At 68.1% G+C, this 21,029-nt stretch carries 23 protein-coding genes and 1 pseudogene; 22 read left to right on the forward strand and 2 right to left on the reverse strand.

Translation table 11 applies throughout. The features are described 5' to 3' along the window. The first annotated feature begins 20 nt into the window (after positions 1-20). The 11 genes from ACVWYO_RS11080 (at position 21) to ftsH (ending at position 11,478) form a co-directional block, all read left to right on the forward strand. The gene (locus ACVWYO_RS11080) at positions 21-260 is read left to right on the forward strand and encodes a DUF2312 domain-containing protein (protein WP_010185731.1); all 240 of its coding nucleotides are present in this window, start codon (positions 21-23) and stop codon (positions 258-260) included. A 112-nt stretch (positions 261-372) separates the two neighbouring features. Continuing rightward, positions 373-1,116, forward strand: a complete 744-nt coding sequence (locus ACVWYO_RS11085; RefSeq protein WP_457350744.1) for a YebC/PmpR family DNA-binding transcriptional regulator — start codon at positions 373-375, stop codon at positions 1,114-1,116. 118 nt (positions 1,117-1,234) lie between these two features. Further along, positions 1,235-1,720, forward strand: coding sequence for a crossover junction endodeoxyribonuclease RuvC (gene ruvC / locus ACVWYO_RS11090; protein ID WP_457350746.1), 486 nt, complete (start codon positions 1,235-1,237; stop codon positions 1,718-1,720). 42 nt (positions 1,721-1,762) lie between these two features. Beyond that, entirely contained in the window at positions 1,763-2,356 is a 594-nt protein-coding gene (ruvA, locus tag ACVWYO_RS11095; protein ID WP_457350748.1) for a Holliday junction branch migration protein RuvA, read from the forward strand. A gap of 105 nt (positions 2,357-2,461) precedes the next feature. Beyond that, positions 2,462-2,722 (forward strand): hypothetical protein, encoded by a 261-nt coding sequence (locus ACVWYO_RS11100; RefSeq protein WP_457350749.1) that lies wholly within the window; start codon positions 2,462-2,464, stop codon positions 2,720-2,722. Then, positions 2,719-3,741, forward strand: coding sequence for a Holliday junction branch migration DNA helicase RuvB (ruvB, locus tag ACVWYO_RS11105; protein WP_457350751.1), 1,023 nt, complete (start codon positions 2,719-2,721; stop codon positions 3,739-3,741). The genes ACVWYO_RS11100 and ruvB overlap by 4 nt, the downstream gene beginning before the upstream one ends. A 176-nt stretch (positions 3,742-3,917) precedes the next feature. Further along, the gene (gene ptsP / locus ACVWYO_RS11110; protein WP_457350753.1) at positions 3,918-6,185 is read left to right on the forward strand and encodes a phosphoenolpyruvate--protein phosphotransferase; all 2,268 of its coding nucleotides are present in this window, start codon (positions 3,918-3,920) and stop codon (positions 6,183-6,185) included. Between the two features lie 106 nt (positions 6,186-6,291). Continuing rightward, on the forward strand, positions 6,292-7,254 hold the full coding sequence (locus tag ACVWYO_RS11115) for a helix-turn-helix domain-containing protein (RefSeq protein WP_457350755.1): 963 nt from the start codon (positions 6,292-6,294) through the stop codon (positions 7,252-7,254). Positions 7,255-7,318: 64 nt separating this feature from the next. Then, positions 7,319-8,308: a tetratricopeptide repeat protein gene (locus ACVWYO_RS11120; protein ID WP_457350757.1), complete on the forward strand. Its 990-nt coding sequence runs from the start codon at positions 7,319-7,321 to the stop codon at positions 8,306-8,308. Between the two features lies 1 nt (position 8,309). Beyond that, the gene (gene tilS, locus ACVWYO_RS11125; RefSeq protein WP_457350759.1) at positions 8,310-9,419 is read left to right on the forward strand and encodes a tRNA lysidine(34) synthetase TilS; all 1,110 of its coding nucleotides are present in this window, start codon (positions 8,310-8,312) and stop codon (positions 9,417-9,419) included. Between the two features lie 91 nt (positions 9,420-9,510). Beyond that, entirely contained in the window at positions 9,511-11,478 is a 1,968-nt protein-coding gene (gene ftsH / locus ACVWYO_RS11130; protein WP_457350761.1) for an ATP-dependent zinc metalloprotease FtsH, read from the forward strand. A 301-nt stretch (positions 11,479-11,779) separates the two neighbouring features. Here the strand turns inward: ftsH and ACVWYO_RS11135 are convergent, their stop codons facing one another. After that, the gene (locus ACVWYO_RS11135; RefSeq protein WP_457350763.1) at positions 11,780-12,850 is read right to left on the reverse strand and encodes a DUF3667 domain-containing protein; all 1,071 of its coding nucleotides are present in this window, start codon (positions 12,848-12,850) and stop codon (positions 11,780-11,782) included. Between the two features lie 77 nt (positions 12,851-12,927). On the opposite strand from ACVWYO_RS11135, the pseudogene ACVWYO_RS11140 reads away from it, so the two are divergent. Further along, positions 12,928-14,197 (forward strand): annotated as a pseudogene (locus ACVWYO_RS11140) (glutamate-5-semialdehyde dehydrogenase). Positions 14,198-14,249: 52 nt separating this feature from the next. On the opposite strand, the gene ACVWYO_RS11145 reads toward ACVWYO_RS11140, so the two are convergent. Beyond that, complete coding sequence (locus ACVWYO_RS11145) at positions 14,250-14,483, reverse strand: hypothetical protein (protein ID WP_457350765.1); 234 nt, start codon at positions 14,481-14,483, stop codon at positions 14,250-14,252. 8 nt (positions 14,484-14,491) lie between these two features. Here ACVWYO_RS11145 and ACVWYO_RS11150 point away from each other — a divergent pair, with 8 nt between their 5' ends. From ACVWYO_RS11150 to ACVWYO_RS11195, 10 genes are all read left to right on the forward strand, one after another. Next, a complete protein-coding gene (locus ACVWYO_RS11150; RefSeq protein ID WP_457350767.1) occupies positions 14,492-14,785 on the forward strand; it encodes a type II toxin-antitoxin system RelE/ParE family toxin in 294 nt (97 codons plus the stop codon). Beyond that, positions 14,782-15,399: a nicotinate-nucleotide adenylyltransferase gene (locus ACVWYO_RS11155; RefSeq protein ID WP_457350769.1), complete on the forward strand. Its 618-nt coding sequence runs from the start codon at positions 14,782-14,784 to the stop codon at positions 15,397-15,399. The genes ACVWYO_RS11150 and ACVWYO_RS11155 overlap by 4 nt, the downstream gene beginning before the upstream one ends. An 8-nt stretch (positions 15,400-15,407) precedes the next feature. Continuing rightward, positions 15,408-15,809 (forward strand): ribosome silencing factor, encoded by a 402-nt coding sequence (gene rsfS / locus ACVWYO_RS11160; RefSeq protein WP_140848163.1) that lies wholly within the window; start codon positions 15,408-15,410, stop codon positions 15,807-15,809. A 162-nt stretch (positions 15,810-15,971) separates the two neighbouring features. Then, complete coding sequence (locus ACVWYO_RS11165; protein ID WP_457350772.1) at positions 15,972-16,394, forward strand: 23S rRNA (pseudouridine(1915)-N(3))-methyltransferase RlmH; 423 nt, start codon at positions 15,972-15,974, stop codon at positions 16,392-16,394. Between the two features lie 3 nt (positions 16,395-16,397). Then, a complete protein-coding gene (locus ACVWYO_RS11170) occupies positions 16,398-17,582 on the forward strand; it encodes a murein hydrolase activator EnvC family protein (protein WP_457350774.1) in 1,185 nt (394 codons plus the stop codon). A gap of 130 nt (positions 17,583-17,712) precedes the next feature. After that, on the forward strand, positions 17,713-19,050 hold the full coding sequence (locus ACVWYO_RS11175; RefSeq protein WP_457350776.1) for a S41 family peptidase: 1,338 nt from the start codon (positions 17,713-17,715) through the stop codon (positions 19,048-19,050). Further along, positions 19,050-19,523 carry a disulfide bond formation protein B gene (locus tag ACVWYO_RS11180; protein WP_457350778.1) on the forward strand — a complete coding sequence of 158 codons (474 nt, stop codon included), beginning with the start codon at positions 19,050-19,052 and terminating at the stop codon, positions 19,521-19,523. The genes ACVWYO_RS11175 and ACVWYO_RS11180 overlap by 1 nt, the downstream gene beginning before the upstream one ends. Then, positions 19,520-20,056: a demethoxyubiquinone hydroxylase family protein gene (locus tag ACVWYO_RS11185; protein ID WP_457350780.1), complete on the forward strand. Its 537-nt coding sequence runs from the start codon at positions 19,520-19,522 to the stop codon at positions 20,054-20,056. Before ACVWYO_RS11180 ends, ACVWYO_RS11185 begins: the two co-directional genes overlap by 4 nt. Before the next feature lie 11 nt (positions 20,057-20,067). Beyond that, positions 20,068-20,499, forward strand: coding sequence for a hypothetical protein (locus ACVWYO_RS11190; protein ID WP_457350782.1), 432 nt, complete (start codon positions 20,068-20,070; stop codon positions 20,497-20,499). Positions 20,500-20,512: 13 nt separating this feature from the next. Further along, positions 20,513-21,028: a DUF2306 domain-containing protein gene (locus ACVWYO_RS11195; protein WP_457350784.1), complete on the forward strand. Its 516-nt coding sequence runs from the start codon at positions 20,513-20,515 to the stop codon at positions 21,026-21,028. Position 21,029 lies beyond the last annotated feature (1 nt).

Below are 21,029 nucleotides of genomic sequence, written 5' to 3' on the forward strand. Positions count from 1 at the left end.
CAAACCCCGGGGGATTTACCGTGAGCGACATCATCGCCGCCGACCAGCTACGCCTTCTCATCGAGCGCATCGAGCGCCTCGAAGAGGAAAAGAAGGGCATCGCTGACGACATCAAGGACGTGTACGGCGAAGCCAAGTCGACCGGCTTCGACGTCAAGACGATCCGCTCGATCGTGCGGCTGCGCAAGATGGAGAAGCATCACCGCGAGGAAGCCGAGGCCCTGCTCGAGACCTACAAGCAAGCGCTCGGGCTCGACTAAGCCGACCCGTCATGCTGAACTCGTTTCAGCATCCATGCGATCGGCCGAAGGTCGCCCATGGGCCCCGGCTCCCAAGTCCGGGGTGACGACACTGTAGTTTGAGAGAGATCCAATGGCAGGCCATTCCAAATACAAGAACATCATGTACCGCAAGGGCGCGCAGGATAAGAAGCGCTCGGGCATGTTCTCGAAGCTCAGCCGCGAAATCACCGTCGCGGCGAAGATGGGCCTGCCCGATCCCGACATGAACCCGCGGCTGCGCATGGCGATCAACGCCGCCAAGGCGCAGTCGATGCCCAAGGACAATATCCAGCGCGCGGTCGACAAGGCGTCGAAGGGCGACACCGAGAATTACGAGGAAATCCGCTACGAGGGCTTCGGCCCCGGCGGCGTGTCGCTGATCATCGAGGCGCTGACCGACAACCGCAACCGCACCGCGACCAACGTGCGGACCGGCATGGCCAAGAACGGCGGCAACATGGGCGCTTCCGGCTCGGTCAGCCATGCGTTCGATCGGATGGGGCTGATCTCCTATCCCGCGAGCGCGGGCGACGCCGAGAAGGTGTTCGAGGCGGCGCTCGACGCCGGCGCCGAGGACGTGCAGTCGAGCGAGGAGGGCCATGAAATCTGGACCTCGAACGAGACGTTGCACGAGGTCGTGACGGCCTTGACCCCGGTGCTCGGCGAGCCCGAAGGCGCCAAGCTCGCCTGGCGCCCGCAGACGATGGTCGAAGTCGGCGAGGACGATGCGGCGACGCTGTTCAAGCTGATCGACACGCTCGACGACGATGACGACGTGCAGACCGTGTGGGGCAATTACGAAGTGTCCGACGCGATCCTCGAGAAGCTGGGTTGATCTCCTTCAAGCCCCTCCCCTTCAGGGGAGGGGTTGGGGATGGGGCCGTGTCTCACCGAGAGCAGCGCCCGCACTTCCCCACCCCAACCCCACCCCTGAAGGGGAGGGGCTTTTTGCCATGCTGATCCTCGGCCTCGACCCGGGCCTCGGCACCACCGGCTGGGGGCTGATCCGCGCCGAGGGCAACCGCCTCAGCCACGTCGCCAACGGCAAGCTCAAGACCGACACCGCCGCAACGCTTCCGCGCCGGCTCGCGCATCTCGACGCGATGCTCTCGGCGCTGATCATCGATCACGCGCCCGAAGGCTGCGCGGTCGAGGAAGTGTTCGTCAATTCCAACCCGCAATCGACCTTGAAGCTCGGCCAGGCGCGCGGCGTCGTGCTGTGCGCGGGTGCACGCGCCGGGCTCGAGGTCGGCGAATATGCCGCGCGGCTCGTCAAGAAGGCGGTGGTCGGCACCGGCGGCGCGGAAAAGGCGCAGGTCCATGCGATGGTCTCGGTGCTGCTGCCCGGCGTCAAGATCGACGGCGCCGACGCCGCCGACGCGCTGGCCGTGGCGATCTGCCACGCGCACCATATCGCGAGCGCGCGGCGGCTGCCCTGATTTCGCTTTCCCGCAGCGTCCCGTTCCTGTTACGTACCGCGCATGATCGCCCATCTCAAAGGCCGCCTCGATGCGACCGGACTCGACCATGCCGTGATCGACGTCGGCGGCGTCGGCTATCTCGTCGGCGCGTCGAGCCGCACGCTTGCGAGCATCGGCCCGGTCGGCGAGGCGGTGATGCTCCACACCGAAATGCTGGTCGCCGAAGACTTCATTCGCCTGGTCGGCTTTTCGAGCGCGGCCGAGCGCGACTGGTTCCGCCTGCTCACCGGCGTGCAGGGGGTCGGCGCACGCGTCGCGCTGGCGATCCTGTCGGCGCTCGAACCGACCGATCTCGCGCGCGCGATCGCCGCGCAGGACAAGGCGATGGTGGCGCGCTCGAACGGCGTCGGCCCCAAGCTCGCCGAACGCATCGTGCGCGAATTGAAGGACAAGATCGGCGGGGTCGAGCTCGGCCACGCCGCGTCGTCGGTCGCGCCGGTCGGGGCAGGCGCGGATGCTGTGTCGGCGATGCTCAACCTCGGCTTCCGTCCCACCGAAGCCTCGGGCGCGGTGGCCGCGGCGGAGGAGGAATTGGGGCCGGGCGCGACGCTCGACGCGCTGGTGCGGCTCGCGCTGCGCAAGGCGGCGAAGTAGCATGGCGACGGTGCGGGAGACCGCGGACGGCGGATACCGGAGCAGCGTCTCGGAGTTCGGCACGTCGTGAGCGGACGGGGATCAGATCCGCGAACCGGGGACGCCATGCAGGCGGTCGCGACGATCGAGCATATCCGCGAGATCCTATGGAACGACGATGGCGGCATCGCAGAGATCTACAACCATCTGATCTATCGATTCGAAGAGTCGGGGATCATGGCGCGCGCCTATCTCGATGATCCCGACACGGTATCGATCATGGAGGTCGGCCCGGTGCCCGATTCGGTGCTCGCCTATCTCAAGGATCGCTTCTGGCGGATCGACCAGATCGGCGCCCAAGGCTATCGAACGATTTGGACAGCATGACCGACAAGCCTCTCCTTTCTCCCGCGCGAACGCCTGAAGACGTCGACGCCGCGCTGCGCCCCAAGTCGCTCGACGATTTCGTCGGGCAGAAGGCCGCGCGCGAGAATCTGCGCGTGTTCATCGCCGCCGCCAAGGCACGCGGCGATGCGCTCGATCATGTGCTGTTCTTCGGGCCGCCAGGGCTCGGCAAGACCACGCTCGCGCAGATCGTCGCGCGCGAGATGGGGGTGGGGTTCCGCGCCACCTCGGGCCCGGTGATCGCCAAGTCGGGCGATCTCGCCGCGCTGCTCACCAATCTCGAGGATGGCGACGTCCTGTTCATCGACGAGATCCACCGGCTCCAGCCCGCGGTCGAGGAAGTGCTCTACCCCGCGATGGAGGACCGTGCGCTCGATCTGATGATCGGCGAGGGGCCATCGGCGCGCTCGGTGCGGATCGACCTGCCGCGCTTCACGCTGATCGGCGCGACGACGCGGCAGGGGCTGCTCACCACCCCGCTCCGCGATCGCTTCGGCATCCCGGTGCGGTTGAGCTTCTACTCCATCGAGGAACTCGAAAAGGTCGTTTCGCGCGCCGCCCGGCTGCTCGACCTGCCGCTGTCGAGCGATGGCGCAACCGAGGTCGCGCGCCGCTCACGCGGGACGCCGCGCATCGCCGGGCGGCTGCTCCGCCGCGTGCGCGATTTCGCGCATGCCGCGGGGCATGACCTGGTCGATGCAAAGGCCGCCGATGCCGCGCTCAACCGGCTCGAGGTCGATCGGCTCGGGCTCGATGCGATGGACCGGCGCTATCTGATGATGATCGCCGATATCTATCGCGGTGGGCCGGTCGGGGTCGAGACGCTGGCTGCGGGATTGAGCGAGCCGCGCGACACGGTCGAGGAAGTGATCGAGCCGTATCTCATCCAGCTGGGCCTGATCGCGCGGACGGCGCGTGGGCGGTGCCTGAATGCGGGCGGATGGAAGCATCTCGGCCTGACGCCGCCTGAAGGCGCGCAGGAGAGCCTTTTCGATAGCTGACCTCAAAGCCCCTCCCCTTCAGGGGAGGGGTTGGGGTGGGGCCGTACCGGGCGCTGCCCTCTGCGAGGCTTCCCCCACCCCCGGCCCCTCCGCTGAAGGGGAGGGGAGGACCAGCGAAGCAAATCTTGTGCGGCGCACGATAGCCAAGCCCCGCATCTATCTGTTAGCCCCGCCGCATGACTGCAGCCGCCTCCGCCCGCGAAATCCTCGTTCGTCTCCACGACGTGATGGCCTCGCGCACCGCGCCACAGGCCAAGCTCAATGCCGTGGTCGCCATCGTCGGCGAAGGCATGGCGAGCGAAGTGTGCTCGATCTACCTGCTGCGCGAAGGCGTGCTCGAACTCTACGCCACACGCGGTCTTGCGCAGGAGGCGGTCCACGTCACCAAATTGGCGCTGGGCGAGGGGCTCATCGGCACGATCGCGCAGCAGGCCGAGATCCTCAACCTCGACGAAGCGTCGAGCCATCCCGACTTCGTCCAGAACCCCGAAACGGGCGAGGAGAAGTTCCGCAGCTTCGCCGGCGTCCCGATCATCCGGCGCGAGCGCGCGATCGGCGTGCTGTCGGTCCAGCATGTCGACCCGCGGCGCTATGACGAGGTCGAGATCGAGGCACTGCAGACCGTCGCGATGGTGCTGTCCGAGCTGATCGCCAATGCCGAACTGGTCGATGCCAGCGGCGCCTCCAACCTGCGCCCGCAATCGACCGCGCCGATGCGAATCATGGGGTTGAAGCTCGTCGAGGGCATGGCGAGCGGCTATGCCGTGTTTCACCAGCCGCGCGTCCATGTCGAACATACCGTCGCCGAGGACACCGAGGCCGAGCGCCACCGCGTCTACGCCGCGTTCGACAAGATGCGCGAGCAGATCGAGCGGCTCGCCAGCCAGGCCGAATTCGGCGGTGGCGGCGAGCATGAGGAGGTGCTCGAGACCTACAAGATGTTCGCCTATGACGAGGGCTGGGCACGGCGAATCAACGAAGCGATCGATTCGGGTCTGACCGCCGAGGCTGCAATCGAGCGCGTCCAGCAGCGTACGCGGATGCGGATGCGGCAGATCGACGATCCCTTGCTCGCCGACCGGATGCACGATCTCGAGGATCTGTCGAACCGGTTGCTGCGCATTGTCTCGGGCCAGATGGGCACCGCGGCGCAGATGGGCCTGCGGCAGGACACCATCCTCATCGCGCGCAACTTGGGGCCGGCGGAGCTGCTCGAATATGACCGGCGGCGGTTGAAGGGCGTGCTGCTCGAGGAAGGCTCGCTCACCGCGCACGTCACGATCGTCGCGCGCGCGATGGGGGTGCCCGTGCTCGGGCGGGTGCGCGACGTGCGGCGGCTGATCGGCGAAGGCGACCTGCTGCTGCTCGACGTCACCGCGGGCAATGTCTTCGCGCGCCCCTCGTCGGCGATGGAAGAGGCGTTCGATACCGCGCTCAACCTGCGCCAGAAGCGCCGCGCGGTCTTCGCCGCGCTCAAGACCGAGGCACCGGTGACCAAGGACGGGCATCGCCTGACGGTGATGGTCAATGCGGGCCTGCGCGACGATGTCGCCGCGCTCGACGTGACCGGCGCCGACGGGATCGGGCTGTTCCGCACCGAATTCCAGTTTCTTGTCTCGGCGACGCTGCCGTCGCGCGAGCGCCAGCAGAAGCTGTACCGCGACGTGCTCGATGCCGCCGGCGACCGCCCGGTGATCTTCCGCACGGTCGATATCGGCGGCGACAAGGCGCTGCCCTATCTCAACAAGGAAGACGCCGACGAGGAGAATCCGGCGATGGGCTGGCGCGCGATCCGGCTCGCGCTCGAGCGCGGCGGGTTGATGAAGGTCCAGGCGCGCGCGCTGATCGAGGCGGCGGCGGGGCGGACGCTGAGCGTGATGTTCCCGATGGTCAGCGAGCCGTGGGAATTCGACGAGGCGCGCGCACTGTTCGAGGCGCAGCGCGAATGGCTGATCGCGCGCGGCAAGAAGATGCCGAACGAGATTCGCTATGGCGCGATGCTCGAAGTGCCGGCCCTTGCCGAACAGCTCGATCTGCTGCTGCCCAACATCGCCTTCCTGTCGGTCGGCACCAACGACCTGACGCAATTCCTGTTCGCCGCCGACCGCGCCAATCCCAAGCTGGCCGAACGCTATGACTGGCTGAGCGGAGCGATCCTGCGCTTCCTTGCCCGGCTCGTCGCGCCGACGCGCGACGCCGGGGTGCAACTTACCGTCTGCGGTGAGATGGGCGGGCGTCCGCTGGAGGCGATGGCGCTGATCGGGCTCGGCATCGAACGCCTGTCGATCACGCCGGCGGCCGTCGGGCCGATCAAGGCGATGGTGCGCTCGCTCGATCGCGGCGCGCTCGCGGCGTTCATGGCGGATCTGCTCAAGACTCCGCCGCGCGACATGCGTGGTGCGCTGCTCGCCTGGGCGGGCGAAAATGGTGTTGAGCTGGCATGATAGCACGGCGGGCGGCGTGACAAGGCGTTGACTTGTCCCGCCCCCTTTGTGAGACAGCCGCTGGGCAGGGAGACATCGGGCCGCACGTGCCTTGCCGGAGGAAGTGATGACCGAACCGATCCCGGCCGACGAGCCGAAGCTGTTCCCCAAGACCGCGGGGGATACGCTGCGTGAAGCGCGCGAGGCGCAGGGGCTGTCGCTTGCCGAGGTCGCCGCGCGGACGCGAATCCCGGTACGCCAGCTCGAGGCGATCGAGGAGGGCAATTATGCAGCCCTCCCGTCGATCACCTATTCGGTTGGGTTCGCCAAGGCCTATGCCCGCGCGGTCGGCGTCGACGAGGTCGCGATCGCGCGCGAGGTGCGCGGCGCGAGCGACCAGCCGAGCGCCAAGCGCACACAATATGAGGCCTATGAGATCGACGAGCCGTCGCGCGTTCCGCCGCGCGGCCTGGCGATCACCACCTTGCTGATCGCGGTGGTGGTGCTGATCGGCGCGGGGCTGTTCTACGGCACGTCGCTGTTCCGCGGCGAGGGCGAGCCTGCGTCAACGCCGACCACCGAAAGCGCCAATACGATCGCCGCCGCGCCCGTCGCCGCACCATCGCCGAGCGTGCCGAGCGGCGCGGTCGTGCTGACCGCGACCGACGAGGTGTGGCTCCGGATCTACGACAAGGCCAACACGACGCTCCATCTCGGCACGATGAAAGCGGGCGAGAGCTATACCGTCCCCGCCGATGCGGTCGGCCCGATGATCAATGTCGGGCGTCCCGACAAGTTGCAGGTCACCGTCGGCGGCACCGCGGTGGCGCCGCTCGGCGATGGCAAGCGCGCGATCAAGGACGTGCCGCTCGACGCCGCTGCGCTGACCGGGCGCGGCACGGCGCCCGCCGCCGGGGCGACGCCGTCGGCCGCTGCCGGGCCGACCGCGCGCCGCGAGGAGACGCGCTCGACACGGACCCGCAGCGCGGCCTCCGCACCTGCCTCGCTTCAGCCACTCAACATCGCGGCACCCGCCGCGGTCGCGCCCGAGCCGTCTGCGCCTGCCGCCGCGCCGACGCCTGCGCCTTAACGCTGGCGACACCACGCGATTTTCGGCTATGTTGCCCGCTTCACCAGCACCGGGGGGTGTACGAATGCGTAACCATCTACTGACCGCTTTCCTGCTCGCCGGGAGCATGCTCGGCGCGCTGCCCGCGCAGGCGCAGAGCAATGGCGGCAGCGGGCGCGCGATCGAGGGGCGGGTCGACCGGCTCGAGGGCGAGATGCGCGCTGTCCAGCGCAAGGTCTTCCCCGGCGGTAGCGGTGGCCAATATATCCAGCCCGACAATCGCCCCGCCGATCCCGACGCGATCCTCGCGGGATCGCCGACCAGCCCGGTTGCCGATCTCACCGCGCGCGTCGATTCGCTCGAGAACCAGCTGCGCATGCTGACCGCGCAGACCGAGACCAACCAGCACCGGCTGCAGGGGCTCGACAGCCGCCTGAAGACGCTCGAGGCCAATGCCGCGGCGGCGGCTGCCGCAGCGGCGCCGCCGGCACCCGCGCCGACCGATGAAGGCGGCGGCTTCGACCGGCCCGTGCCCACGCGCCCGACCGCCGACCGGCCCGCCACGCCGCCACGCGCCACGCCGGCCAAGCCGAGCGTGACCCCGCCGCCGGTGGTCAGCACCAAGGATCCGGCGCGCGCGCAGCAGGTCGCTGCGGTCGAACGGCCCGATTCGGGCGACGTCGCCGAGGACACCTATCTCTACGGCTATCGCCTGTGGGCGGCGCATCTCTATCCCGAGGCCGAGGCGCAGTTCACCACCGTCGTCGCCAAATTCCCGACGCACAAGCGCGCGAGCTATGCGCAGAATCTGCTCGGCCGCTCGTATCTCGAAGACGGCCAGCCGTCGCGCGCGAGCCTCGCTTTCTACGACAATTACAAGAAATGGCCCGACGGCGACCGTGCTCCCGAGAGCCTGTTCTTCCTGGCGCAGGCGCTGGTGAAGCTCGACAAGCCGGCGGCACAGGTCTGCAAGGTCTATACCGAGCTCCAACGCAGCTATGGCGCGAAGGTCGAGGCCGATGCGCGGATGAAGGCGGGCGTCGCCAAGGGTCGTGCCGCTTCCAACTGCTCGTGAGATGACCGCCGCCGACCGCGTGCCGGTCGAGCCGGCACTGGTCGCGCGGTTCCGCCACGATTTCGAGCGGGTGCGCCCGCTCGCCTCGACGGAACGCCTCGCGCTCGCGGCCTCGGGCGGACCCGACAGCATGGCGCTGCTCGCGCTCGCCGCCGCCGCGTTTCCCGGACAGATCCTCGCCGCGACGGTCGATCACCGCCTGCGCCCCGCTGCCGCCGACGAGGCGCGGATGGTCGCCGACTGGTGCGGCGCGCACGGGGTTGCGCACACGACGCTGGTGGTCGACGCCGCGATTGGCACGCGTGCGGTGCAGGGTCGTGCGCGCGACCGGCGCTACGCCTTGCTGCTCGAATGGGCGACTGCGGGGGGGGCGGCGTGCCTCGCTACCGCGCACCATGCCGACGATCAGGCCGAGACGTTCCTGATGCGCGCGGCGCGCGGGGCCGGGGTCGCCGGGCTCGGCGGCATTCGCGCGCACCGGCAGCTCGGCGCGATCGCGCTGATCCGGCCACTGCTCGACTGGCGCGTCGCCGAATTGCGCGCGCTTGCTGTTACGCACGCGCTGCCGTTCGTCGATGATCCGAGCAACGCCGATCCGCATTACGAACGCACCCGCTTTCGCGCGCTGCTCCGCGATGCGCCCTGGCTCGACCCGCTGCAGCTCGCTCGCGCCGCTGCGCATGCGGCCGAGGCCGATGCGACAATCCGCGAAGTCGAAGACTGGCTGTGGGAAAACCGCCGCCGCCCACCCCCTAACCGTCACCCCGGCCTCGTGCCGGGGGCCACCGGCGTCCCCGAGCTGCCTGATCCGTGTGTGCGGCACGGTGGATGCCGGGACGAGCCCGGCATGACGGGGGAGGGGGGCTTCGTCATCGGTCTCGACATGTCCGACCTGCCCCGCGAACTCCGCCGCCGCCTCGCCCGACGCGCGATCCACGCCGTCCGCGCCGTCTACGGCGTGACCACGCCAGCCTTCACCGACTCGGCCAATATCGAACCCCTGCTCGACTCGCTCGAAGCGGGTAAAACCGCGACCCACGCCGGAATCCTGGTCGCAGTGCGCGACACCGTCTGGACTTTCGCGCCGCAACCGCCCCGTCGCTCACTCTGATCGACGATTTGATCGACGATTGCGGGGGCCGTTGCATTGCCATTAATCGCGCTGTGCTTATCTTATGGGTCTCGAAAGGTATCCCGTGCCCATGAACGACAATGACAAGCAGCCCGGCGGCGACTCTGGCGGGCCCAACCCCTGGATGAAATCGCTGCTGATCTGGGTCGGCATCCTCGTCGCGCTGGCGTTGTTCGTGACGCTGATCGACAATCGTTCGGTCGGCCCCAACGTCAACGGGATCGCCTATTCGCAGTTCCTCGACCGCGTCCAGAACGGACAGGTCAAGGACGTCAACATCGCGGGTGAGGTCGTCACCGGGACGATGAGCGACAACAGCAAGTTCCGCACCTTTGCGCCGCAGGATCCGCGCCTGACCGATCGTCTGCGCGAAAAGAACGTCACGATCACCGCCAAGCCCGAGGAAGGCGCACCGATCTGGCAGATCCTGCTGGTCAATTCGCTGCCCTTCTTCCTGTTCCTGGCGCTCGGCTATTTCGTGATGCGCCAGATGCAGAAGAATTCGGGGTCGGGCGCGATGGGCTTCGGCAAGAGCCGCGCGAAGATGCTGACGCAGAAGGAAGGCCGCGTGACCTTCAACGACGTCGCCGGCATCGACGAGGCGCGCGAGGAGCTGCAGGAGATCGTCGAGTTCCTCAAGGACCCCACCAAATTCGCCCGTCTCGGCGGCAAGATCCCCAAGGGCGCATTGCTCGTCGGCTCGCCCGGCACCGGCAAGACGCTGCTCGCCCGCGCGATCGCGGGTGAGGCTGGCGTGCCGTTCTTCACCATCTCCGGTTCGGACTTCGTCGAGATGTTCGTCGGCGTCGGCGCGAGCCGCGTGCGCGACATGTTTGCCGAGGCCAAGAAGTCGGCACCGTGCATCGTCTTCATCGACGAGATCGACGCTGTCGGCCGTCACCGTGGTGCGGGCCTCGGCAACGGCAATGACGAGCGCGAGCAGACGCTCAACCAGCTGCTGGTCGAGATGGACGGCTTCGAGGCGTCGGAAGGCATCATCATCGTCGCGGCGACCAACCGCCCCGACGTGCTCGATCCCGCGCTGCTGCGTCCGGGCCGCTTCGATCGCCGCGTGACGGTGCCGCTGCCCGATATCGAGGGCCGCGTGAAGATTCTCGAAGTGCATATGAAGAAGGTGCCGCTCGCACCCGACGTCGATGCGCGCACGCTCGCGCGCGGCACGCCGGGCATGTCGGGTGCCGATCTCGCCAACCTCGTCAACGAGGCGGCGCTGATGGCGGCGCGGCTCGGCAAGCGACTGGTGGCGATGGCGCAGTTCGAGACCGCCAAGGACCGCGTCATCATGGGCACCGAATGGCGCTCGCTGGTGATGACCACCGACGAAAAGCGGATGACCGCCTATCACGAAGCCGGCCACGCGCTGGTTCGCGTCCACACGCCCGCATCGGACCCGATCCACAAAGCGACGATCATCCCGCGCGGCGGGGCCTTGGGCATGGTCGTGTCGATGCCCGAGCGCGACAATTACTCGTATCACCGCGACAAGATGTATGCCGATCTCGCGACCGTCATGGGTGGTCGTGTGGCAGAAGAGTTGATCTTCGGCTACGACAAGGTCTCGAGCGGGGCCTCGGGCGATATCAAGCAGGCGACCAAGCTCGCCCGCGCGATGGTGTCGCAATGGGGCATGTCCGACGCGCTCGGCCCGCTGCAATATGAAGAACAGCAGGGCGAGACCTTCCTTGGCTACTCGCAGACGCAGCGCCAGAACATGTCGAACGAGACCGCGCTGATGATCGATAGCGAGATCCGCAAGCTGGTCGATGGCGGCCTCGCGCAGGCGCGCGAGATCCTGACCGAGCATATCGATCAACTCCACCGCATCGCTGGCGCGCTGCTCGAATATGAGACGCTGACCGGCGACGAGATCAAGCGGCTCGCCTTCGATGGCGACATCGGTCGCGACGATCCCGATGCGAAGGTGTCGATCGTTCCGGGTGCCGGCACCTCGATCCCCAAGACGCGCCGGCCCAAGGGTGGCGGGCCGTTCGGGAATCCGGCACCTGCCGGGGCGTAAAGCGCTCGTACGGCAAGCGTGACAGGCCGCGTCCGACACTGTCGGGCGCGGCCTTTTCGTGGCGGGATACCAAGCCCGGATTTGCGCCGCGCGATCGGCTATCTCCGGGCAGGGCTCGGCGGGCGCAACGACAGCGCTGGGAGAGAGTTCGAAGGGGCTAGGTCGCCGCTCGCGCTGCCCTACACGACGAAATTGCGGTATGGTGTTGGACCGGTCGGACATTGCCCCGCCGGCGACCGCCGCTCCTGCGCACCGCACGCGATGGTGCGAATTTCGCTTGACGTTCCGCCGCGCGGCCGGGCTATTCCATCAACCCCATCACCAGCAGCAAGCTCGCAAAGGCAATCAGCGCGATCCAGGCGAACAGCAGCAACGCCACCGTCCGCCACAGCGCCGAGCGCTTGCGCAAGCCATAGGCGCCGCGCAACTGCGCGAACATGTGCACCGGCGGAACTACGATCGCGACCTTGCCGATCAGCCCGCTCGCCATGCCGAGCGCGCCCGCCACCCCGAGCAGCGCGACGAACATCATCATGAATGCGAGCGAATAGGTCACGAAAATGGCGTGGTCGTACAGCTGGTAGCGCCGTCGCCACAGGAACAGCAGTGCAACGAACGGCGTCGAGATCGGAATCAGCGCCCAGCTATATTTATACGCGCTCGACTGCAGCTTGTAGAGCACCAGCCCGGGATTGGCCTTGACCTTGGCGATGCCCTTGTCGAACGCGTGCCAGTCGGTGCGCAGCCCGGAAAGCGGGACGTCCCCGATCTTCGCGCTCGACCCGTCGCTCATCACACTGCGCGCAACCTGCAGGCTGCGCAGATCTTCCTGTACCTTGGCGATCTTCGCATCGGCATTGGCGGGGCGCGGGGCGGCCTGCAGCCGAGCAAGCTTCGCGCGTCCCTTGGCGATGTCGGCATCGATATTCTGCAGCGCGGTCTCGCGGGCCTCGGGCGGCAGATCGGTGCCGAGTTCGCCGCCAAAGGCATGGATCGTCGCAAACATCAGGAAGACCGCGAACAGGAACAGCGCGAGCGGCGAGACGAAGCGAGCGCGTTCGCCGGCGATATAGCGCCGCGTCAGTGCACCTGGCTGGAACACCAGCATCGGCAGCGTGCGCCAGATCTTGCCCTCGAAATGGAACACGCCGTGGAGCAGGTCATGCCCGATCGAGCCGAGCGAGCGGTGGACATGCCCGGCTTGCCCGCAGGCATGGCAGAAGTCGCCACGGAGCGCGGTCCCGCAATTGAGGCACAGCCCGTGTTCGTGCTGAGGGTGGGGGTGCCGCGTGTCCCCCACGGAAGGCTCGACCGCACGCGCGACCAGCAGTCCCGTGGCGATATCGCCCGCTGTCTCGATTCCCCCCGACATGGCGCAAACATAGCAGTGGCGTCGGCGAATGCGATAGCTTTTGCCGCCAAGCGGGCGATCGTGATATCGCCCGCGTCATGACCGATGCCACGACCCTGCTCGCCACGATGACCGACCGCGCCCGCGGCGCTGCGCGCACGCTCGCGACGCTGCCGACGTCCGTGAAGGCACGCGCCTTGCTGGCGGCGGCGCAAGCGCTGCGCGATGCCGCCCCGGCCATCCTCGACGCCAATGCCGAGGACATGGCGAAGGCAACCGCCGCCGGCCTGTCGGGCGCGCTGCTCGATCGGCTCAAGCTCGACCCCGGCCGCGTCGCCGGCATGGCCGACGGTGTTGCCGCGGTGGCGGGCCTTGCCGATCCGGTCGGCGCGGTGATCGACGAGAGCGTCCGCCCCAACGGACTGCGCCTGCGCCGCGTCCGGGTGCCGATCGGGGTGATCGGCATCATCTATGAGAGCCGCCCGAACGTTACCGCGGACGCCGCTGCGCTTGGCGTTATGGCGGGCAATGCGGTGATCCTGCGCGGCGGATCGGAAGCGATCGCGAGCAACCGTGCGATCCACGCCGCGCTGGTCGCGGGTCTGGTCGCCGAGGGGATCCCGGCGGACGCGGCGCAGCTCGTGCCCACCACCGATCGCGCCGCGGTCGGTGCGATGCTGGCGGCCGATGGATCGTCGGGCGCCGCCGCGATCGACCTGATCGTGCCGCGCGGCGGCAAGGGGCTGGTCGCGCGCGTCCAGGCCGAGGCGCGTGTGCCGGTGCTCGCGCATCTCGACGGGATCAACCACATCTATGTCGATGGGTCGGCCGATCCGGTGATGGCCGAGGCGATCGTCGTCGATGCCAAGATGCGCCGCACCGGCGTGTGCGGCGCGATGGAAACGCTGCTGATCGACCAGGCCTATCCCCGATCCGGCCGGGCTGGTCGCGGCGCTTGCCGCCGCGGGGTGCGAAGTGCGCGGCGGGGCTGCCTTGCACGCGCTGATCCCCGGGCTGGTGCCCGCGACCGACGCCGATTGGGACACCGAATATCTCGAGGCTGTCGCTTCGGTCGATCTGATTGACGGCATCGACGCCGCGCTCGCCTTCGTCGCGCAGCACAGCTCGCACCATACCGACGCGATCATCGCCGCTGACGAAGCGATTGCGCAGCGCTTCCTCGCCGAGGTCGACAGCGCGATCGTGCTGTGGAACGCCTCGACCCAGTTCGCCGACGGCGGCGAGTTCGGGCTCGGCGCCGAGATCGGCATCGCCACCGGCCGCCTCCACGCGCGCGGTCCCGTCGCGCTCGAGGGGCTGACGACCTACAAATGGGTCGGCTATGGCAGCGGGCAGGTGCGGGGTTGATGGCGGTGGGGCGGGGGTGTATTTTGCTGCGATGAACTATCCTGCGCCTGTCTCACGATCGGTAACGGCCGACCTCGACGAAGCCACCGCTGCGTTGGTCGACCGATTGGCCCAGACGCGTGGTGTCAGCCCTGAGGTCTTCGCGGCGGAAGCCGTCCGCCGTGTCGCCGAAAGCGAAGCCGATTTCGAGGCCTTCGTGCAGGTCGGCATCGATGCGGCAGATCGTGGCGAGATGGTTCCGCACGAGGTGGTCATGGCGGAGCTCGACGCGATGATCGCGAAGCATGAGGCGCGATGTACACGCTAGCGTGGACCGTCCCCGCGCTCGGGGATCTGCGCAAGATCGAATCATGGCTGGAACGCGAGCGAAGCCCGGCATTTGCGCTGCGCACGCTGATGATGATCCGCCATCGCGCGCGGTTCCTCGAAGACTTTCCGCGTGGTGGTCGGCCATACCAGGGGGAGTTGCGCGTTTTGCGCATCCACGAAACGCCGTATCTGTTCCGCTACCGCATCCTCGAGGTGAGCGGAACGGTGCAGATCCTGCGCGTGCATCACGAGCGAGAAGATTGGCAAACCGAGGTTTGACCCGCATCGGCATCCTCGGCGGCTCGTTCAACCCCGCTCACGCCGGCCACCGCGCGATCAGCCTCGCCGCCCTCGACGCGCTGGGGCTCGACGAAGTGTGGTGGCTCGTCTCGCCCGGCAATCCGCTCAAGGAAAAGAGCGGCGACATGGCGCCGTTCGCCGCGCGCTTTGCGTCCGCCGTGCGGATGGCGCGCCATGCACCGATCCGCGTCAGTGCGATCGAGCACAAGCTCGGCACGCGCTACACCGTCGATACCGTCACCAAACTCCGTCGCGCTTTCCCGAAAAAGCAGTTCATCTGGCTGATGGGATCGGATAATCTCGCGCAGTTCGACCAGTGGAAAGGGTGGCGCCGGATCGCTCGTGAGGTTCCGATTGCGGTAATCGCGCGTCCGGGGTATGAACGTGCTGCTCTCGCGGCTCCCGCGATGGGTTGGTTGCGGCGCGCACGTCGGCCCGCACACCAGGCGAAGAACTGGACGCAGTGGAGATTGCCGGCACTCGTGCTGTTGCGCTTCCGCCCCGACCCGCGCTCCGCGACGCAGCTTCGTGCTGCCGACCCCGCCTGGCAGCGGCATTTCCTGCCAGCCGTCCCGACCCCACCTTCTGCATAGGAATCATCTTGGCCTCAACTTCTCCCGTCTATCGCGCGTCCGAACCCGAAGAGGTCGACGCGCTGCATCGCCTCGTGCTCGCGTCGCTCGACGACGACCAGGCCGTCGACGTCATCTCGATCCCACTCGCGGGCAAGTCGAGCATCGCCGATTACATGGTGATCGCGAGCGGCCGCTCGACGCGCCAGGTCGCCTCGATGGCGCAGAAGCTCAGCGAGAAGATCAAGGCCGAATACGGCCGGCCGTCGCGCATCGAGGGCCTGCCGACCGCCGACTGGGTGCTGCTCGACGCCGGTGACGTGATCGTCCATCTGTTCCGCCCCGAGGTCCGCACCTTCTACAATCTCGAGCGGATGTGGGCGTTCGGCGACGCGCCGACGCCGCCGGCCGCGCCGGTTATCGAGGACTGATCGCTGTATCTCCTGCTCCCCGGCGAAAGCCGGGGGCCAGGGGCGAGCAGTGCGGCGGGGTGCGCAGCACTTGCCGATAGCGACCGTCACGACTGGGCCCCGGCCTTCGCCAGGGAACGTGTAACGGCGAAACGCTGAGCATCGCTCGCAACGGAGGCAAGCATGCTGCTCCATATCGTCGCGCGCGGGCGGATCGGGCGGGGTCCCGAGGCCGAACTCGTCGAGCGCTACGTCAAGCGGCTGTCCTGGCCGTCCAAGCTGACCGAATTGCCCGATACCGGCGGCAAGATGCCGGCGGTCGAGCCCGGCTGCCGGGTCGTCATGCTCGACGAGACCGGGCAAGTGCTCCCGTCGCGCGATCTGGCGACGACGCTTGAGAAATGGCGCGACACCGGCGTGCGCGAGGCGCGCTTCCTGATCGGGGCGGCCGACGGCTTCGACGATGCGCAGCGCGCCTCGGCCGATCTGCTGCTCAGCTTCGGACGCGCGACCTGGCCGCATCTGCTGGCGCGCGCGATGCTCGCCGAGCAATTGTACCGTGCGACGAGCATCCTTGCCAATCACCCCTATCACCGCGAAGGATAGGCCATGCGGGGGCGGGGTCTGGTCATTGCGGTCGGGGCGGCGGTGATGGGCGCGAGCATCGCGCTCGCACAGGCCCCCGCCGATCAACGCGCGCAACTCGCCGCCGCCAAGGCGCAGTCCGACGCCGCCGCCCGCCGCTCCGCCGCGCTTGAACGCCAGGCCGCCGCCGAACGGGATCAAGCGCGCCAGGCGCAGGCGCAGGAAGCCGCCGTCGCCGCGCGCATCCAGCAGGCCGAGGCCGACATCGCCGCCGGGCAGGCGCGGCTTGCGATCATCGATCGTCTGCTCGCGGCACAGCGCATCCGGCTTGCCGCGAAGCAGGTGCCGGTCGCGCGGCTGCTCGGCGCGCTGCAATCGCTCGCACGGCGGCCTGCGATCATCAGCCTCGTCCAGCCCGGATCGGTCGATGATCTCGTCCATGTCCGCGCGGTGCTGGCCAACACCATGCCCGTGATCCGCGCGCGCACCGCCGACATCCGCGCCGATCTCGCGCGGACCCGGCAGCTCCAGGCAGCCGGCGCGCTCGCGACGCGCGCGCTTGCCGAAAGCCGCTCGCGGCTCGAGACACAGCGGCTCGCGCTGACCCGGCTCGAGGCGGCGCACCGGCTGCGGTCGCGAACGTTCGGACGCGACGCGCTGATCGAATCCGACCGCGCGATCGCGCTCGGCGAAAAGGCGCGCGACATCGTCGATCTGATGGACACGATCGGCAGTCAGGCGGCGACGCGCGAGAGCCTCGAAAGCCTGCCCGGTCCGGTGGCACGCCCGCCCCGACCGGGCGCGATCGCCGCCCCGGTCGATTCGGTCACCTGGTCGCACAGCGCGCCGCCCTATCGCCTGCCGGTGCAGGGCCGGATCGTCACCGGGCTCGGCGAAGTCTCGGATAGCGGTGTGCATTCGCGCGGGCTGACGATCGTGCCGCTGGCGGGCGCGCAGGTCGTCGCGCCCGCCGCCGGACGCGTCGCCTTTGCCGGGGCGTTTCGCGGGTATGGCACGATCGTCATCCTCGATCATGGCGGCGGCTGGACGACGCTCGTCTCGGGGCTTGGCAGCAGCAGTGCGCGGATCGGCGAAACGCTCGGCCAGGGCGCGCCGATCGGGCAGGCGCCGCGTGGTGCGGCGCCGAGCGTGACGGTCGAACTGCGGCGGCGCGATCGCGCGGTCGATATGACGGCGCTGGTCGGATGAGGCGCGCCACTGGCGGCCGATCCGGTCAGCCTCGGTTCACGCCGAATGCGGCAACCATCGCCCCGCTTTGATCCCCGCGCAAACCCCGCTACGGTGCGTCAAAGACCTCCTGCCTGCCGAGTATTTATCGATGTCGCGTTTCACCACTTCGCTGCTTCACGCCTCCGCAATCGCGGCGGTGCTGGCGATCGTGCCCGTCGGGACGAGCGCGATGGCAGCAGTCGACAACGGCACCTATCGCGAGATGGCGGTCTTCCTCGACGTCTATAACCGCGTGAAGGCTGAATATGTCGACAAGGTCGACGACAAGGTGCTGGTCAAGGGTGCGATCGAAGGCATGCTCGCCGCGCTTGATCCGCACAGCGCGTACGAGACCGGGCTCGATTACGACAATCTGCGCATCCAGACGATGGGGAGCTATGGCGGGCTCGGTCTCACCGTCACGATGGAGGACGGCGCGGTCAAGGTGGTGTCGCCACAGCCCGATGCGCCGGGCGCGCGCGCCGGGATCAAGTCGGGCGATTACATCACGCATATCGACGGTAAATTGATCTTCGGCGACACGCTCGACGAATCGATCGGCAAGATGCGCGGTACGCCGGGTACCAAGGTCACGCTGACGTTGCTGCGTCCGGGGCACGACAAGCCGATCGTGGTCGCTCTGGTGCGCGAAAAGGTCGTCCAGCGGCCCGTCAAGTGGAGCGTCAAGGATGGCGTCGGGCTGATCACCATCACGGCGTTTTCCGAACATACCGGCGATGCGGTCACTGCTGCGATCCGCGGCATCGTCAAGCAGCTCGGCCACGATCCGCTCGGCTATGTCATCGATCTGCGCGGCAATGGCGGGGGGCTGCGCGACGAATCGATCGCGGTCGCCGACAATTTCCTGTCGTCGGGCGAGATCGTCTCGCAGCGGGGTCGCGACAAGGCCGATGTCGAGCCGTTCTACGCCGAATCCTATGTGAAGGGGGATCTCGCGCACGGGCTGCCGGTGATCGTGCTGACCGATGCGGGCACCGCCTCGGCTTCGGAGATCGTCGCCGGCGCGCTGCAGGATCACCACCGCGCGCTCGTCATGGGCGAGCGGTCGTTCGGCAAGGGATCGGTCCAGACGGTGATCGACATGGGGCCCAACGCCGCGCTGCGCCTTACCACGTCGCGCTATTACACCCCATCGGGCCGGTCGGTGCAGGAAGGCGGAATCGAGCCCGATATCGCGGTGCCGCAGCTCTCCGACCCCGATTACAAGTCGCGCCCCGTGTTCCGCGAGGACGATCTGCGCCGCCATCTGATCAACGAGGCCAAGACCACCAACGCCGCGGTCGAGGAGGACGGCAAGCCCGATCCGCGTTTTGCCATGACCCCCGAACAGCTCAAGGCCAAGGGCATCGAGGACTTCCAGCTGAGCTATGCGCTGAAGACGCTCGCGCGGCTGTCGAGCACGACGCAAGCGGTGGCCGCGCGATAATGGCACACGATCGTTTCATTCTCGGCCGGTGGCTTGCGCTGCTGATCCCGCTCGTCCTGCTCGGCGGCGCGCTCCTCTTCCAATATGTCGGCAAGCTGTATCCGTGCGAGATGTGCTGGTGGCAGCGCTACCCGCACATCGTCGCGCTGCCGCTCGCGGTGCTCGCCTTCGTCGTACCGAGCCGTGCGCAACGCGAGACGCTCGTCAGTCTCGCGGCGATCGCGATCCTGCTGAGCGGGCTGATCGGCGTGTACCATGCCGGGGTCGAATATCATTGGTGGGCCGGGGTTACCGCCTGCACCTCGACGGTGTCGGGCGCGATCACGCTCGAGAGCATCATGGCCGCGCCGATCATTCGCTGCGATGTTGCACAATGGACGCTGTTCCATGTTTCGCTCGCCGGCTTCAACGCGCTCTTTTCGGTCGGCGGGGCGATCACCATCTTTGCGCTGATGCGAGGAGCAAAAGCATGAGCGGCTGGAAACCCGGCGACCCCAAGCGTGACACGCGATCGATGGTGCGGGTCGATCAGGCCGGCGAATTCGGCGCGACGCGGATCTATGCCGGGCAGCTTGCGGTGCTCGGCGATCGTAGCCCGGCAGCGCGCGCGATCGCAGGGATGGCGAATCAGGAAGAGCGCCATCGCGCCTTCTTCGATGCGATGATGGCGCGCCGCTCGGTGCGGCCGACCTTGCTCGCGCCGCTCTGGGATGTCGCGGGCTTCGCGCTCGGCGCGGTGACCGCGGCGCTTGGTCCCAACGCCGCGATGGCCTGCACCGCCGCGGTCGAGACCGAGATCGACAAGCATTATGCCGACCAGCTCGTCGTGCTCTGCGACAGCGACCCCGAACTGGTCGACGCGATCCGCGATTTCCAGGCCGAGGAGGTCGAGCATCGCGAGACCGCGCTTGCCGCAGGCGCCGAGAATACGCCGGGCTATCCGCTGCTGAGCGGGATGATCCGGCTCGGCTGCAAGGTCGCGATCGCGACCGCGAAACGTATTTGACGGGAGACAGGATGATGCAGGGCCTGATGACGAAGGGTGCGCTCGCCGCGCTCGTGCTCGCCGGTCTCGGCGCGGCTGGGGTCGCCTCGGCGCCGGCGGTGGCGCAGGGCGTGAGCAACCCGCCGCTGGTGATATACGGCAAGCAGAAATGCCCGACCGATTCGGATGGCAACGAGATCGTCGTCTGCGTGCGGCGCGCGCCGGGTGAGCAATTTCGCATCCCCAAGGAATTGCGCGACCTGAAGGTGACGCCCGAGAACGAAAGCTGGGCTGCCAAGGGTGCGGCCAACGACCGGGTCGGCGCGACCGGGATCGGCAGCTGCTCGACGGTCGGGCCGGGCGGCGGAATGGGATGCTCCGCCCAGGCGGGCCGCTTCTACAAGCGCGAGAAGCAGGACGCCAAGGCCGACCAGCGCGCCGTCGAAGCCGCGCTGGTTCCCTGAGGCGAGCCGGGGGGTGGCAACGCTGATTGGGGCCGGGGGGCCTAGGACGATCGCGCCAGTGCGCGCCGATCGCTACGAGACGCTGCTTGCCGGTGTCGCGGTGGTGTTGTTCGTGACGATTCTGGTCGCGCTCGCCAAGGGGTATCCGCATTGGGCGCGCGTGCCGCTGGTGGTGTGGGGCCATCTCGCGACGGTGCTGGTCGCGGTGGCGCTGACGCCGGTGATGTTGCTGCGCCCGCGCGGCGATCCGGTGCACCGGGCCCTTGGCAAGGTGTGGGTCGCCGCGATGTTCGTGACCGCGGCCGAATCGTTCTTCGTCCGTTCCTCCGATACGGGGCATCTGAGCTTCATCCACATCCTCTCGGCGTATGTCGTGGTCACGGCACCGTTGATCTGGTGGACCGCGCGGACGCACCGGATCGCGGCGCATCGCCGGCAAGTCCGCGGAATGGTGACGGGGGCTTTGCTGATCGCGGGGTTCTTCACCTTGCCGCCATTCCGGCTGCTCGGCGCGTGGTTGACCGCCTGAC

The sequence above is a fragment of the Sphingomonas sp. UYP23 genome (genome assembly GCF_054059235.1).